This is a genomic window from Paraburkholderia fungorum (assembly GCF_003610895.1).
Taxonomy (GTDB): domain Bacteria; phylum Pseudomonadota; class Gammaproteobacteria; order Burkholderiales; family Burkholderiaceae; genus Paraburkholderia; species Paraburkholderia fungorum_B.
Genome location: NZ_MCAS01000008.1, coordinates 80,676 through 95,756, shown reverse-complemented (window position 1 = coordinate 95,756; position 15,081 = coordinate 80,676). Strand labels below are relative to the sequence as shown.

At 58.3% G+C, this 15,081-nt stretch carries 12 protein-coding genes; 7 read left to right on the top strand and 5 right to left on the bottom strand.

Features of this window, described 5'->3' with window-relative positions; all coding sequences use genetic code 11:
* Window positions 1-88 precede the first annotated feature (88 nt).
* From BCY88_RS09685 to BCY88_RS09675, 3 genes are all read right to left on the bottom strand, one after another.
* Window positions 89-808, bottom strand: a complete 720-nt coding sequence (locus BCY88_RS09685; RefSeq protein WP_120344042.1) for a histidinol-phosphatase — start codon at window positions 806-808, stop codon at window positions 89-91.
* Between the two features lie 30 nt (window positions 809-838).
* On the bottom strand, window positions 839-1,786 hold the full coding sequence (locus tag BCY88_RS09680; protein WP_120344041.1) for a choline ABC transporter substrate-binding protein: 948 nt from the start codon (window positions 1,784-1,786) through the stop codon (window positions 839-841).
* A gap of 552 nt (window positions 1,787-2,338) precedes the next feature.
* Window positions 2,339-4,819 carry a phosphocholine-specific phospholipase C gene (locus BCY88_RS09675; protein ID WP_120344040.1) on the bottom strand — a complete coding sequence of 827 codons (2,481 nt, stop codon included), beginning with the start codon at window positions 4,817-4,819 and terminating at the stop codon, window positions 2,339-2,341.
* A 1,061-nt stretch (window positions 4,820-5,880) separates the two neighbouring features.
* On the opposite strand from BCY88_RS09675, the gene BCY88_RS09670 reads away from it, so the two are divergent.
* On the top strand, window positions 5,881-6,654 hold the full coding sequence (locus BCY88_RS09670) for a DeoR/GlpR family DNA-binding transcription regulator (RefSeq protein WP_120344039.1): 774 nt from the start codon (window positions 5,881-5,883) through the stop codon (window positions 6,652-6,654).
* Window positions 6,655-6,791: 137 nt separating this feature from the next.
* Here the strand turns inward: BCY88_RS09670 and BCY88_RS09665 are convergent, their stop codons facing one another.
* Window positions 6,792-8,369, bottom strand: coding sequence for a methyl-accepting chemotaxis protein (locus BCY88_RS09665; RefSeq protein ID WP_120344038.1), 1,578 nt, complete (start codon window positions 8,367-8,369; stop codon window positions 6,792-6,794).
* 527 nt (window positions 8,370-8,896) lie between these two features.
* Between BCY88_RS09665 and leuB the strand changes: the two genes are divergently transcribed.
* From leuB to BCY88_RS09645, 4 genes are all read left to right on the top strand, one after another.
* The gene (gene leuB, locus BCY88_RS09660) at window positions 8,897-9,991 is read left to right on the top strand and encodes a 3-isopropylmalate dehydrogenase (protein ID WP_259461310.1); all 1,095 of its coding nucleotides are present in this window, start codon (window positions 8,897-8,899) and stop codon (window positions 9,989-9,991) included.
* Between the two features lie 260 nt (window positions 9,992-10,251).
* Window positions 10,252-10,593 carry a DHCW motif cupin fold protein gene (locus BCY88_RS09655; protein WP_120344131.1) on the top strand — a complete coding sequence of 114 codons (342 nt, stop codon included), beginning with the start codon at window positions 10,252-10,254 and terminating at the stop codon, window positions 10,591-10,593.
* Between the two features lie 165 nt (window positions 10,594-10,758).
* On the top strand, window positions 10,759-11,178 hold the full coding sequence (locus BCY88_RS09650) for a GNAT family N-acetyltransferase (protein WP_120344036.1): 420 nt from the start codon (window positions 10,759-10,761) through the stop codon (window positions 11,176-11,178).
* A 381-nt stretch (window positions 11,179-11,559) separates the two neighbouring features.
* Window positions 11,560-12,516, top strand: a complete 957-nt coding sequence (locus tag BCY88_RS09645) for an alpha/beta hydrolase family protein (RefSeq protein WP_120344035.1) — start codon at window positions 11,560-11,562, stop codon at window positions 12,514-12,516.
* Between the two features lie 12 nt (window positions 12,517-12,528).
* On the opposite strand, the gene BCY88_RS09640 is transcribed toward BCY88_RS09645, so the two are convergent.
* A complete protein-coding gene (locus BCY88_RS09640) occupies window positions 12,529-13,413 on the bottom strand; it encodes a helix-turn-helix domain-containing protein (protein ID WP_183081328.1) in 885 nt (294 codons plus the stop codon).
* Window positions 13,414-14,251: 838 nt separating this feature from the next.
* Here BCY88_RS09640 and BCY88_RS09635 point away from each other — a divergent pair.
* Together BCY88_RS09635 and BCY88_RS09630 are read left to right on the top strand one after the other, a co-directional pair.
* Window positions 14,252-14,689, top strand: coding sequence for a hypothetical protein (locus tag BCY88_RS09635; RefSeq protein ID WP_147408508.1), 438 nt, complete (start codon window positions 14,252-14,254; stop codon window positions 14,687-14,689).
* Window positions 14,690-14,833: 144 nt separating this feature from the next.
* Complete coding sequence (locus BCY88_RS09630; protein WP_259461304.1) at window positions 14,834-15,067, top strand: hypothetical protein; 234 nt, start codon at window positions 14,834-14,836, stop codon at window positions 15,065-15,067.
* The last annotated feature ends 14 nt before the right edge of the window (window positions 15,068-15,081 follow it).

The following is a 15,081-nucleotide window of genomic DNA, read 5'->3' as shown; positions in this document are numbered from 1 at the left end:
CTGTGTAATCCCGACGTCAGCAGCACGACGCCACCGGCAAGACGAAGAACGATCGGGATCACGTGGTTCTCCGCGCGAGCGTTGCCGCTCAGGCGGGTACCTGGCCGGCGCCGCCAGTCGGATCGAACAGTTCAAGGATCGGCCAGTCCCTTTCCCCGGCGATGTGTCTGAGCCGGTCGTCCGGGTTGGTCGCCACGGGGTTGCTCACGCGTTCCAGCAACGGAATGTCGTTGACCGAATCGCTATAGAACCAGCTGCGTCCGAAGTTGGCAAAACTACGCCCCAGTGAGGCAAGCCATGCTTCGGTACGCGTGATCTTGCCTTCCCGAAAGCTCGGCACGCCGATCCATTCACCGGTGAAGTGCCCGTCCGGCCGGTTGCCGTCGGTCGCCAGATCGATCGCCAGCAGGTGGTAAAAACCGAGCGCGCGCGCGATCGGCTGGGTCACGAAAGCATTGGTCGCCGTCACCAGACAGCACAGGTCGCCCGCTTCCTGGTGATGCCGGACAAGCGCCAGCGCAGCCGGCTGGAGCGCGGGCAAGATGATCTCGCGCATGAACTGGGCGTGCCACGTATCGAGCTGTTCGCGCGGGTGCCGGGCCAATGGTGCGAGCACGTGGTTCAGATAGGCCGCCATGTCGAGCGTGCCCGCCTGATACGCGTCGTAGAAGCGGTCGACATCGCGTGCATGCTGTTCGCCGCCGACCACGCCAAGCTTCACAAGAAAGCGGTTCCATTCCTGGTCGCTATCGAGCGGCAGCAAGGTATGGTCGAGATCGAACAGAGCCAGATCAGGATGGTAGGTCAACTGAGATTCCTCCGGTCGTTGACAGGGTGCCTACTGCATGTCGAGCGAGTGCCTGACCGCTGCTGTCCCGCTGCCACCGTTGAATGCCGTCACGCCGGCGAGCCAGTGATCGAGCGTCTGGGGGTTCTCCTTGAGCCACGCCTGAGCGACCGTGACGGGGTCCTGGTGATCCATGATCGGCACCATCAGGCGGTTCTCCATGTCGGTGGTGAACTGCAGGTTGGTCAGCAGTTTGCCGACATTTGGGCACCGTTCGAGGTAGTCGGTCGGCACAACCGTGTAGACCCTGGCCGATCCGTAGTTGGGTCCGAACACGTCGTCACCGCCACCCAGATAGGTGATCTTGTAGTCGACATTCATCGGGTGCGGCTCCCATGCGAGAAACACCACCATCTTGTGCTCCTTGATCGCCCGCCCGACCTGCACCAGCATGGCGGCCTCGCTCGACTCGACCAGTTTGAAGCCGCCCAGGCCGAACTGATTGGTGTCGATCATCTTCTGGATGTGCGCATTGCCATTGTTGCCTGCGCCTATGCCGTAGATCTTGCCGTCGAGCTGATCCCTGAACTTCGCAATGTCGGCAAAGCTCCGCAGGCCTGCGTCGGCCGCATAGGAGGGCACGGCTAGCGTGTACTTCGCACCGATCAGATTCGGGCGCTCAAGAACCTTGATCGCGCCGGCCTGGACGAACGGCACAACGGTCGACGTCATGCTCGGATCCCAATAGCCGAGGAAGGCATCAATCTGCTTTTTCTTGATTCCCGCGAACACGATTGGCGGCGAAGCGATCGTTTTGGTCGGCTGATAGCCGAGTCCCTGCAGAAGTGCGGTTGCGACACCCGTGGTGGCGGCGATGTCGCTCCAGCCCACATCGCCGAGTGTCACGCTGCGACAGGTTTCTGGATCCTGCGCGTGAGCGGTGCCGAGCAGACAGAGGGAGACGAAGCATGCCCCCGCAAGTTGGATAACGCGTTTCATCAGGCTGACTCCTATAGGAAAGAGATCGGTATGCGGCAATGGACACCCATGTTCGCGAACCGGGATCGAACTACCAGATGTGATCGGAAATCAGCATATTATCTAATCCACAAATTTACAAGTTTGCAAAAATAAACACACTGGAATCCTAATTTATAACCAGAATCCGTGTTCTCCCTGGTAACGTCGCAATTGCGCAGAGTCGTGTCGTGTCTGGCTTGTTCATGCGGAGTTTTTTCTGGCAATGAATGATCTTGTTACGCAGCATGGGCCGGCGCTCGACAGGCTGTCGAGCGCTTCAGGCAGGGATGGAATGTTGACGAGAGCAGGGCGCGTGGCCGCTGTTCACAATGCGTCTTTCGACGATGAGGAGTGAGAGATTTTCGCGGCCGGCGGGTTTCGCTCGCAATCCCGCTTTTGCCGAGGGCGCGCGCTGTACCGGTTCGTCACCAGATAGCCTGCGTTGCCGGCGAACCGGTTGGCTTCAACCGGTTCGCATCGGCGTTGAGGCATCGTCCTCGCGGCTACGAGAACGTGAGTTCCCGCATGACGCTAGATAGTGAGCGACACAGGTCCCGCAAGCGTCGTATATCCGTCGTCAAAGAGATACCAGACGTCGTACTGACCCGAAGGCAGGGCCGTACCTCCGTATGTGGAGAGTAGTACCGAACCGGCGTTTCGCGGTGCATACACCCATTGCAGCGAGTTGACCGAGCCGGGAGTCGCTCCCTTTGCATAGACACCAATCCAGTTCTTTGGGCTGTGATTCCAGGGCGGTGCGACGTAGTCGAACCGTAGCGTGGCATAGGTGGACCCCTGAATCGAAAATGCTGGATCGAACAGCGCCGCATTGCCGATCGCCGGGTCTGTTTTCCAGGGCCCGGTCTGCGCTTGCACGCAGCCGGCGATACGCCTGAAGTAGTTCACGTCTCCCGCGATCCGGACGCTGGCGTCGTGCCAGCCATAGCAGCCTGGCCAGACTATTGCCTGCGTCATTCCCGCACCGACGGTGACGGCAACGGGCTTGTTCGTCTGATAGGCGTTGTCGGTCACTTCAAAAGTGCAAGGTTGAGTACCGAGCGAGTTATCCAGTGTGATCTGGATGCTCGCATCCACGACGTTGTAGCAGGTTTCCACTTCGGGAGCAGGCCCCGAGCTTCCCGACGCAATCAGATTGCCGCGGAATTCGCGCAAAAAACCATTTGGCCCATAGATCGAAAAATCGTAACTACCGTCCGACCCGATTGGCAGTACATCCTGTACTGTCCCGGCAACGCCACCCACACTTGCTCCGATGGTGTACACACGCGGCATGAGCGGAGTTGTTCCAGGCGCCGTGTATTTCCGCAATTGAAGCGATACGCCTGCCTGGCCTGTATTGGCGCATTGGAGTGTGAGCGTGGTGCCCTGACTGTTGATCCGTCCTGCCACGAAGAACTCGTACGGGAGTTGGCACGCGGGCTGCGTCGCAACGGCCTGCGTGGGCAATGCCTGCGGACTGGGGGGACCCGGAAGTTGCACCGTCGGGCCGCTTGGATTCATATTGCTGACTGCTGGCGCGATCGTAAATCCCGACTGACTGGCCGGCCCTGCGAAATTGAACGCAGAGGTCAGGTCGCCACACACCGCCCGGCGCCAGCTCGTTATATTCGTTTCCGTAATGGGTTGGGTACTGGTGCCGAACCGTCGTTCGATAAACTGGATGACGGAGGTATGGTCGAACACCTGCGAATTGACGTTGCCTCCTATGGACCACGGGGACACGACGATCATCGGCACCCTGGGCCCAAGGCCGATAGGATTGAGCGCGTCCGTTGGCGCAGTTCCATCGCTAGCCACGCCGTTGTTGTAGAACTCATTGACCGTGCTCACGTTCGATACGCCATTCGTGGAGGCGGGTGGAACCGGAGGCGGTACGTGATCGAAATAACCGTCATTCTCGTCATAGGTCACGAATAGAACCGTGCTGGCCCAGACTGCCGGATTCGAGGTCAGTGCCTGCAAGACCTGATCGACATACCACTCACCGCCGCTGGCGGCCCAGGAAGGATGCTCGCAATAAGCGTAGGGCGCGACGATCCACGATACCTGAGGTAGCGTGTTGTTGGCGACGTCACTCTGAAGTTGTGAAAAAAGCCCGAGATCATACGGTTTCGCGTTTCCAGTCGCCGCGATTTGCGTTCCATTCAGTGCGGGCGAAAGAGGGCTGCTTGCGCCGAGATTCTGATACTGCGGAAAGTTAAGCAGGGCGTTGTCGCCATAATTGCCGTTCCACCAGAGGTCGGTTTTCGTGCCGCTTTCATATTCACCCACGCCGCTGTTGGTGTCCAATCCCTGCCCTTTGTCCTGATAGACCTTCCAGGTTACACCCGCGGCAGCAAGCAGTTCAGGAAAGGTTTTCCAGTTGTATGCCGAAACACCGTTGCCGGTCTGAGGACTTGACCCGGCAAGATTCCCGCAGCAGCCGGTCCACAGGTAGATCCGGTTGGGATTGGTCGGTCCAAGTTGCGAGCAGTGGTAGTTGTCACAGATCGTGAATGCCTGAGCAAGTGCGTAATAGTAGGGGATATCGCCCGAAGTGAAATGAGCCATGGTGGCCGCTGTTTTGTACTGCGCCCAGCCGTCATACAGGCCACCGTTCCACGCCTGATGTGTAGTCGTCCAATCGTGGTCCAGGTCGGAAAAGTAAGTGTCGCCTTGAGGACCTGAACCCGGGTGATACGGCAAAACATAGGAAGAAGATGAAGCCGGATTCTGGTGCCAGACTGGATAGCCGTTTGGCAGGATGACAGGGCGTGGGTCGCCAAATCCACGAACACCGGCAAGCATTCCGAAGTAATGATCGAAAGACCGGTTCTCCTGCATCAGGATGACAATATGCTGGACGTCGTTTATCGAGTAGGAAGAACTGGCGGGAGGAATCGATTGTGCCCTCAGGATGCCTTCAGGCAGGAGGGAGGTGACTGCAGAAGCGCCTGCGAGTTTTAGCGTATCAAGCAGGAACTGGCGCCGGGAAGTCGGTTTCGTGGTCATTGCTGGGGCCTTGGCGGTTTCGGGAACGGACTGCGCGGATGAAGACAACACCCATTCGCGGCGTTGCTGCGCAGCGTTGAACGCTCAGAACACAAACAACAGCGCGCGTGCGCGTATCAGGAGCTCGGCGCGCAATGCCATGGGCTTGAATTCTGGTTGGCCGCCTGTGTCCGTGAATTCCTAGCCGATGTGCCTGCCACAGATCCTGGCGAATCGCCGCTTCCCCCGCAGGCTGCGAGCAGGCCGCACACCAGCAAGCCGGCCAATGCCTGGCGCAGCGCGCAAGGTACGGTATGCCGCGCCTTCAGCATGTCAGCAGAACGGACGCGAGTAGCCGTCGAGAAAACGGTTTGTTGCCTGCGATGTAAAGTCATGCTGCTCTCCAATGACAGGATGGGTGATGTATCAGGGATGCGTCACAGGATTGCGGCCCACGTTCCCGGGATGTGGCCACGTTCTCCTGCTGCGACGATGCGATGCACGGACGGTGCACCATTGCAATAACGACCTTGGCTGGCTGCGACGTTGAGTCTTTCTATGCACTTGCTCTCCCTTTCCTGACTGGAAATAGCTGCACGCGCACCGATGCAGGCAAGTCGGAGACAAGCTGAAAAAAATACCGAAGCGATCAGCAGGCGCGGCCTAAGCAGGTTCAATGGGCGCTGCAAAAAATCAAGACGTCTCGACAATCGTCGATTTACCAGGCGGAAAAACTCTATTGCCTTGAGGTTAGTCGATCGTTGTTATTTTGTTCGGATTGCTAATAAAGTAGGATATGAATCACCGTGTCGGTATTATCAAAAACGACGTCAATCAGTCAAAAAGTGACGCAGTCTCTGTTTTGGCGCCCGGGATCGGATAGTGGTGATCGGCGCCGCTGAAGGACACGCGATCTTCCTGAACGAAGACTAGAACGAAAAACACAAATGCGCAACTATACAAAAATATGCAACCATCCGGCAGACTGCCCTTGACAAGCCATCGGCAGAACCCACAATGATGTGGACGGAAAAACATGCGCCAATGACGGCTCGATTGGACTCAAATTTCAGGGAAAATGTATGTGGCAAGAAGATCGCTACCGGAGAATCCGCGCGCTGCTGTCTACGCTGCACAGGGTCTCTACCGAACGCATCATGACGGAGCTCGAGGTCTCCCGTGAAACGGTCCGGCGGGACTTGCTCGATCTGGAAGTTCTCGGTGAGCTAAGGCGGGTGCGCGGCGGCGCCACAAGGCCAGACGACGAGGCTCCGATCGCAGAGCGCGCCCATACCCACGTCAAGTTCAAGACAGCGATCGCGAAGGCCGCCACCAGCATTGTTGCGAGCGGACAGACGCTTTTCATCGATGCGGGCACGACGACCTCGCTGCTTGCCGAAGAGCTGGCCCGGCTGGCCAACCTGACTATCATCACCAATTCGATCGACGTGGCACTCAAGATGAGAGGCATCCCGGATCAGGGTGCGCCGGCGAACGAGGTCATTCTACTGGGGGGCTCGATCGGAAACCGGGCCGCAGCGACCGTTGGCGGAACGACTGTCGCGGAGATACTGCGGCATCGGGCAGATATCGCGCTATTGTCGCCAGTCGGCATCGATTCGCAGCATGGCGCGTCGAACTTCGATCACGCCGAAACTGAGGTATCCAGAGCGATGATCACCAATGCGGACCGAGTGGTTATCCTTGCCGATTACAGCAAGATAGGACTGCGCAGCCGAATTGGGTATTGCCCTGCGGATCGCATCGATCTGCTGATCACAAACGAAAAGGCAACCGCGGGTAAGGATTTTCCGCTCCTGAAGAAAAAACTGAAGCGCATTATTCTGGCGTCGTAGGGACTGGCTAGCGTAGCGATGACGCGGGCAGGCAGCGATATCCTTGTTATGGCCAGGGCGGGGAGTGAAGGGGGCGCCTGACAGTTGTCAACGCAGCGGATTGAACGAATGGATTTCGCTTTTCACGTCGAGCTCTGTCAGGTAATGGCGCGATGAGTCATTTCTTCGTTCACACGGAATACGGCCACCGCTTCGTCCAGTTGCCGGCTCTGCTGCTCAAGTGAGGCCGCCGCCGCCGATGCCTCCTCTACCATTGCCGAATTCTGTTGCGTCATTTCTTCCATCTGGGTGACGGTGTTGTTGACCAGTTCGATACCGGTCGTCTGCTCGCTGGACGCGAGGCTGATTTCGGCCATGATGGCCGTTACCCGGCTGACGGCCTGGACGACTTCCTCCATGGTCGTGCCGGCGCGAGCAACGAGCGCACTGCCGTCCTTGATCTTGAGCGTCGAGTCGCCGATCAGTTGCTTGATTTCCTTTGCCGCTGACGCCGAGCGTTGCGCCAGATTACGAACCTCGGCAGCAACCACAGCGAAGCCCCGGCCCTGTTCACCCGCGCGTGCCGCCTCGACTGCAGCATTCAGTGCCAGAATGTTGGTTTGAAACGCGATGCCTTCGATCACGCTCACGATGCCGACGATCTCGCCTGAGCTATCGGAGATCGCATCCATGGTTGCGATGACCTGGCTTACGACTTCTCCTCCACGGGAGGCGATGTTGGACGCGCCGATGGCAAGTTCGCTGGCGTTGTGCGCGTTGTCGGCGTTTTGCCTCACCGTCGCGGTCAACTGTTCCATGCTGGCTGCGGCCTGCTGAAGCGAGGCGGCCTGTTGTTCGGTACGCGCCGAGAGGTCCAGATTGCCGCTCGCGATCGCCTGCGCGTCATGCACGATCGCCTGAGTACTGAGGCGTACTTTCTGAACTGTTTGAACAAGGCTGTGTTGCATACCCTTCAGCGCGTTGAGCAGATATCCCATTTCGTTGTCGCGCTGCACGTTGACCGTGCTTGTAAGGTCGCCGGCGGCAATCCGGCCGAAATAGTCGACTGCCGTATTGATCGGTCGGACAATCGCCCCGGCAAGCATTCGCTGGGCAAACACGCCAATACAAAGCGCCACCATAGCTGTTGCACCGAGTGTCCATAGCATGATGTGAAAGTGCGCGTCGGCAGCGTCGAACCGCGCCCGCTGACGCTGGACCTGATACTCCTCGAGAGCCGTGAGCGCGGCTTGATAGTCAGCGAACAACGATGCCGATGCTTCGCGCTGGGTGCTGAGAAAGTCGACGAAGTTGTCTTCATCGAGCTGTTTCAGGGCGAGTTGAAATACCTGCTTCAGCAGCTGTTCGCGCTTTACCTGCATCGCGTCGAGTAGCGGCTTCTCCGCAGCGTCCAGCTTGTGCAGGCCACGGTACGCGTCCAGCTCCCGATTGCTCTCAGCCAGAAGCGCGTGCAGCCGCTTGATCTCCTGGCCGGCCGGCTTGCCTGCGCTGACCAGTTGTTCCACCTCGCCGAGGCCGCCACGTAGCAGCAGTAAGCGCTCCGAACTGGTTTTCAGGTGCAATAGCGACGCCGTGTCGTCGCGATACATCTCGCGCAGCGCGGTATTGCTGCTGTACAAACCGGCAATGCCCGCCACGATTACCAGAATCAGCAGCAGCGTGTAGCTGACGATGGTTGCGGCGAGACCGCCGCGAATAGTGATTTTTTTGAGCATGAGTATGCGCATGCGCCCAGCGACACAGGTATACGGCACGGTGCAGCTGGCCTGCTTCCTCCGGATGATGAAAATCGACAGATGAAGGATGTGGCACGGGAACGGGTCGACTCACATGATTACGGCAGGCGAACCGCCGCGGATTTTCGATCATGCGACGTGGATTCGATAAATTCCGACACGTGGGAATCCGGTGCTGTGCATGTGGGCGCGTCTGGTCAGCTATCGTGGTGCGTTCAGCGTACTGTCGTGTTCTGGGCGAGCGGTTGGGTTCATGAGAGGCGATCGCTTCGAGTACGGGCTTGAACGCTGGCGTGGCGAGCCTTGGGGTGGGCTTGTTGCGGAAGTTCGCTGTCGGATCGGGATTGGCCAAAACCGGTCGTTCGGGGATCCCCGCAGATCAAGTCTGCGGGGTCGAGGCGATTCGGCCAGCGTGGCATTGCCTGTACCGGGATAAATGCTCATCTTTTTCCGTGGAGGCACGTCGATTACTCTGAAATTCCTCAATCGACATGAACTCAACTCGCATGAATCCCAGAATTGCTGTTTTACCCGGTGACGGTATCGGTCCTGAGATCACGGCGCAGGCCGTCAAGGTACTCAACGCGCTCGGTTGTCCCTTCGAGTTGGAAGAAGCGCCGGTGGGCGGTGCTGGCTATGCTATCTACGGCCATCCCTTGCCCGAGCGCACGCTGCGGCTGGCAAAATCAGCCGATGCGATTCTCCTCGGCGCCGTCGGCGACTGGCAATACGACAGGCTCGAACGGTCGCTGCGACCGGAACAGGCCATCCTCGGCCTGCGCAAGCACCTGGCGTTGTTCGCCAACCTGCGCCCGGCGATGCTGTATCCGGAACTGTCAGCCGCGTCGACGCTCAAGCCGGAAGTCGTTGCCGGCCTCGACATCCTGATCATCCGCGATCTGACCGGTGACGTGTATTTCGGCGAGCCGCGCGGCACGCGTTTCGCGCCCGACGGACCGTTCCAGGGGCACGACGAAGGGTTTGACACTATGCGCTACAGCGCGCCGGAAATCGTTCGCGTGGCCCATGTCGCCTTTCGCGCCGCGCAAAAGCGCGGCAAGCGTCTGTGCAGCGTCGACAAGGCCAATGTGCTGGAGACCTCGCAATTCTGGCGCGACACGATGATCAAGGTGGCCAGCGAATATCCCGACGTCGAGCTCACGCATATGTACATCGACAACGCCGCCATGCAACTGGTGCGCGCGCCGAAGACGTTCGACGTGATCGTCACCGGCAACCTGTTCGGCGATATCCTGTCGGACGAAGCGGCGATGCTGACCGGGTCGATTGGCATGTTGCCCTCAGCGTCCCTCGACGCGAACGGCAAGGGTTTGTATGAGCCCTCGCACGGTTCGGCGCCAGATATCGCTGGCAAGGACATCGCGAATCCTCTCGCGACCATCCTGTCTGCGGCAATGATGCTTCGCCATTCGCTGAACCTGCCTGATGAGGCCGAGCGCATCGAGACGGCGGTCAGGCGCGTGCTCGCGCAAGGGCTGCGCACGGCCGACATATGGGGAGCCGGCACGCGCAAGGTCGGAACCAACGAGATGGGCGATGCGGTCGCGGCCGCCCTCATGACGGTTGAGGCAGTGTCGTAAAGGCTGCTGTGTTGGCCATGAGGTGTTCGGCTCACACCTTTCGCATGAAACGCAGGCTTGAGACGATCATCGCGCCCGGTCGTGAGACGCAGTGCGGCCACAACGCGACACTCGCGACGACGACATGGATCGCCAACAATCCACTCGGCGAGTGTGTAAAAATCTTCAGCCTCTCAAGACTGTCGGATGCGAACGCAACCCGCGGATCGCGACAGCGGATCGACCCGGGTATGGGTCCGACTTGTAATGGAAGCGACAGAATGAAAATGGATACGTTTGCTTTCGGCACGACCAACTGGCCGGAAATCGAAGGAACAGAGCACCCGGGGGAAACGGGCATGGCCTTTTGGCGCACACAGTTTTTTGGTGAGAAGCCGAACCAGATCCGCGTGCGGATGGTGGAATATACCCCGGGCTATCTCGCGGATCATTGGTGTCAAAAAGGACATATTCTTTTCTGTCTGGAGGGAGAGCTGGAAACAACGCTGGAGGATGGGCGGAAGTTCGCCTTGACCGCAGGCATGAGCTACCAGGTTGGCGACAATGCGGAGCCGCATCAGTCGTACACCAGGACAGGTGCGAAGCTCTTCATTGTCGACTGATCAAGGCCCAGGAGTCGGCCATAAAATGACATTTAACTAAGGTATCGATCAGGCAAGCGACTGGCCTAATCGCCGCCAGGAGTGGTCTCTCGAATATGTTGACAATCACGTTGGTTATCTCGTTGGACCAACGCTATGACTCGTTCTATATATAACTCCAGCCCCATGATCTCCATCGCGACTACAGACGACGAAATTTATGCCTGCTTCGATCCGTTGCGTCAGCTACGCCCAAATCTTGAGCAAAGTAGTTTCCTCCCCACGATCAGAAGCATGATGGCCGAAGGCTACCGACTAGCCTATGACAGCGATGACGACACGGTAATGTGTGTTGCAGGATTCAGGGTCGCCCACAACCTGTTCATGGGTAAGCATCTGTACGTCGAGGACCTTGTCACGCCGGAGAGTGTGCGATCAAATGGCAAGGGTTCTGCAATGATGGGCTGGCTGGCTGATTTTGCTCGCACAGAGAAGTGCAATGTGATCCATCTCGATTCGGGAGTCCAACGTCACGCGGCGCACAAGTTCTATCTCAATCAAGGCTTGAAAATCGTTTGTTATCACTTCGCAAAGGACGTTGAGTAGCATCGTGCGCCAGCGTCTGTGCTGGTCGGCAGCAAGAACCAGTAGCCAGTCTGCCGTGGGGAAACTGTCATGTTTGCCTCGATGGTCGTTTGCGATAGCATCCAGGCGAATGGCGGCTGCACGCCGGACCTCGACGCTAGACTCGCAACTGGTTCGCCGGTTGCAATGGTCGAGCCGGGCCTTTCGTCAGGCTTAGTGCGGCCATCAGACACCATTCGATTGTGCGGGAATTCGGACACCTGAGCGACCGCATCATCCGAAATCCCGCCCATGGTGCAAGAGGATAAAGTCGGAACCTGATCGAATTCAGCTTTTGAGCAGTTTCGCCGTGATACCGCCAGTCAGCGTATTGAAAGCAAACAACTTGCCTCTCAAAACCACATGAAAACGTTCATATCAGCTGTTCTGTTGTGCTTGTCTGCGGCAATCGCACACGCCGCGGGAATAAAGTTCGCGCAGATTCCGTCCGATGCAGGCGGTCCGGCGTTAAAGGCGATAGTGTGGACACCGTGTGCAGAGCCCGCCCAGGAGGTGCCGATCGGGCCATATGTCCTGAAGGGGCGGCGCGACTGTCCGACCGCTGGCGAAAAGCTTCCCCTCGTTGTCATTTCACACGGCTATGGCGGATCGTATCTTGGCCACCGAGACCTTGCCGAGACGCTTGCCGACGCGGGCTTTGTCGTGGCGGCAATCAATCATCCCGGCGATACATTCTCTGACATGACCCGCGCCGACGATATGTCTGTGTTCGTCGAGCGACCGACCGACATCAAGCGTCTCATCGATTACATGTTGAGCGCCGCCCCCGACGCGGCCAGAATCGACCCTCACCGGATTGGCTTTTTTGGCTTTTCGCGCGGTGGCTACACGGGGCTGGTGTTGGCCGGCGGTAACCCGGATTTCCCGCACGCCGATATTACGTGCCCGGACCCGAGAGCCCCGATTTGCAAACAGGCTCGAAGTGGAGAGGTACCGACCGATCACCTGACTCACGACGCGCGGATCAAAGCCTTTGTGCTGGCGGACCCGTTCAATGCATTCCCAACCACGGAGAGCCTGAAGAACGTGCAAGCGCCAGTCCAGCTTTGGGCTTCCCAGTTCGGGGGCGCCGGCGTGCTGCCGCGCAACGCTGACGCACTTGCCAGGACCCTTCCTCACAGGCCTGAATATCACATTGTTTCCAACGCCGCGCATTTTGCCTTTCTTGCTCCATGTCCTGCGGCAATGAAGCCCAATGAGCCGGGGCTCTGCGTCGATGCGAACGGCTTCGATCGCATAGTCTTTCACAAGCAGTTTGACGAGATGGTGCTTACGTTTTTTCAAGCGAATCTTCGGTAGATCCCAGCGTGATCATTTTTCTTCCTTCGTACGTTCAAATGCTTCGCTAGGCGCATAGCCGTACCGTGCCCTGAACGCACGACTGAAGTATTTCTCGTCGGTGAAGCCAAAACGTCGTGCGATAGTCCGGATTTTCTCGCTGCGTCCTTGACCACTCGACAGCACCTGATGAGCCAGATGGAGTCGGCGTTGGTGGATCTCGCGCATGACGCCTCCGGAAGGCGTAAATAGCTGATACAGCTTTGCTCGTGATATCCCCGCTTCCCGGCAAATGCGATCGGGCGTCAAGTCGGCCTCAAGCAGATGCGTGTCGATGTAGTGACGTACGCGTCGGGTAAGCAGTTCGTCGACGACACGATGGGATTCCGGGAGTCCGTCGGGCGTGTTCTGCACGCAAGCCAGAAGCAGTTGCGTCGTTGCATCGGCAATGTAGGGAAGCTCGGCCGTGCTCAGTTTGGGCAGGTTTTCGCGAAGCGAAAGCAGATGGTCCCGTAGCAGGGCGGTAGAGCCTTGGGAGAGCGAACATCCGTGCAGCCGTTCTACCTTCGGAGGTAGCAGCGCGCGCGGCACCGCGAGGGAAATCTCGTGGCCGCTCGTGGTGATGTATTCGAACGGTCGTCCGTAGTCGAGCAGATACAGGTCGCCGTTCTGCTTGATCTGAGACACGGATCGGGTGCGAAGGCTTAGCGAGCCGCCGACTTGCAGGTTGAAGCAGTAGTAGTCGTGCTGATCCGCGTGGATGTGGCGCGAGGTTCGATCGGCACCGAAGCTTGCCGCAGATGGCCCGTCTTTCCAGACGCGATTTTCAAGGACGAACGGTCCAAACGAGACATGCTGACAATGCATGTCGAACGCACCAAGCACGCGTCTGTCTGGAGCGAAATTGAAGAATGGCACTTCAACCGCCCATGCATCAAACTGCTCGTCAGGCGGAGCATCGGACGTGGCAAAACGCTCGACATGCGGACGCGATGATTCGCTGCTCATAGGAACTCAAGGTCGTTGGCGAACGAGCTGAGGTATTGGCGCGGTATGTAGTCGCCAGTCAGCTTATTCGTAACCGTAACCCTGCCAGGGGCCGCGCGGTGACGCTTACCCGATGAAGCATCTGCAGGGGATCTTTCACAATAACATGCCGCGCCTGTATGGCGGGTTTTCCTGGCGAGCCCGCGGTCAAAGCGCATTCGCAAAATTTAACATGCTTGGATTATGGGTCCATGCCATTCCGGACGCGCGTTCACGCCCGGGTCGCGACTCCTCCTTCCGCTGGCTGCCGTCGACCGCTGAACGCTGAAGTTGGGAGGCGCGACCCCATCCATGTGATCCGTGAAAAATTCCCTCTACGGATGCCGTCGGACTGGTTCGGTACGACGACTGGCAGATGCTTACTTTCTTGAAAGCAATTGAAGCTGCTTTCCAATTTGTAATAATCCATTCGAGCCGCATGGCCATGATTCTATCGATAGACAAAAACCAACTGCGCATTTGTTAAATCGATCCCATTAATACGGAAATCCACCAACTGTAGACACCCATCCACCTCGCTGCTCGGGGTGTTAATTTATTATGCCGCAGGTACTTATGCGGAACATTTTTGCGGGTCCTCAGCCCCATGAGGGCGTCGAGTAGTGTGCGCCTTATGCGTGGCTCGGGAATAGAGCGTCTTTCTGCCTGCCTTGTGAATTGCCGCGTTTTATTTACCGGCTGGCAGGCCGGGCAGCCGGTTGCCCCGTTCATGAATATGGCGGATGTCGGTTACTACCCGGTGCTGAACGTCAACCCGGACGGGGTTGCGCTGGTGGCGTGGTACGGGCCGGACGCGGCGTTGTATGCGAACGTATCGGACACGAACGGTAAATGGGGAACGACGCAGCAGTTGTCCCTGCATCCGGACCTGTTGCAGCAGCGCTTGCCGCAACTTGCGCTCGACGATACCGGGAATGCGACGGTGGCCTGGCGGGACTCGGGCACGCCAGGATCGACCGATGTCCTTGCAAGCCGCTACTCGGCTGGTGCCTGGGGTGCGCCGACCCTGTTTGGGCAACACCCGCAAGGCACCGACTGGCCCGCGCTAGGTGGCAGCTCGTCCGGCACCCTGGCACTCCTGTGGATCCTGGATGTGTACAACATCGGCACCGAAGTGCAGGCGAGCTTCTATACCCCGGGGTCGTAACAACGACATGTACATCATGAATGTGAGCTATTTGAGTTGACAGGGAAAAGTATGCAAAGAGGAAAACGCAATAGATTAAGGACTGCTATCGCAACCGTAGTCTGTGGTCTGGCGGTATCGGCATGTGGCACGACGCAGATGAACATGATTGACGTTCAGACGTCTACGGCCCGGACACTGGGGCTGGCTTCGTCCGATGAGGTCACGGTCGCGAATGTCCAGTACGGACAAAAGAATGCTCTCGGCGGCCAGCAGGTCAGTTATGACGCGACGACAGGCAAGGGGCGCCGGTTCCTGTGTACGGTCTTCATGATCCCCGGACTCACGCCGATCGATAGACCGACGTACAACGACTGGAAATGCCAGCCGCGTCAGTGATCGGCCACGCGGGC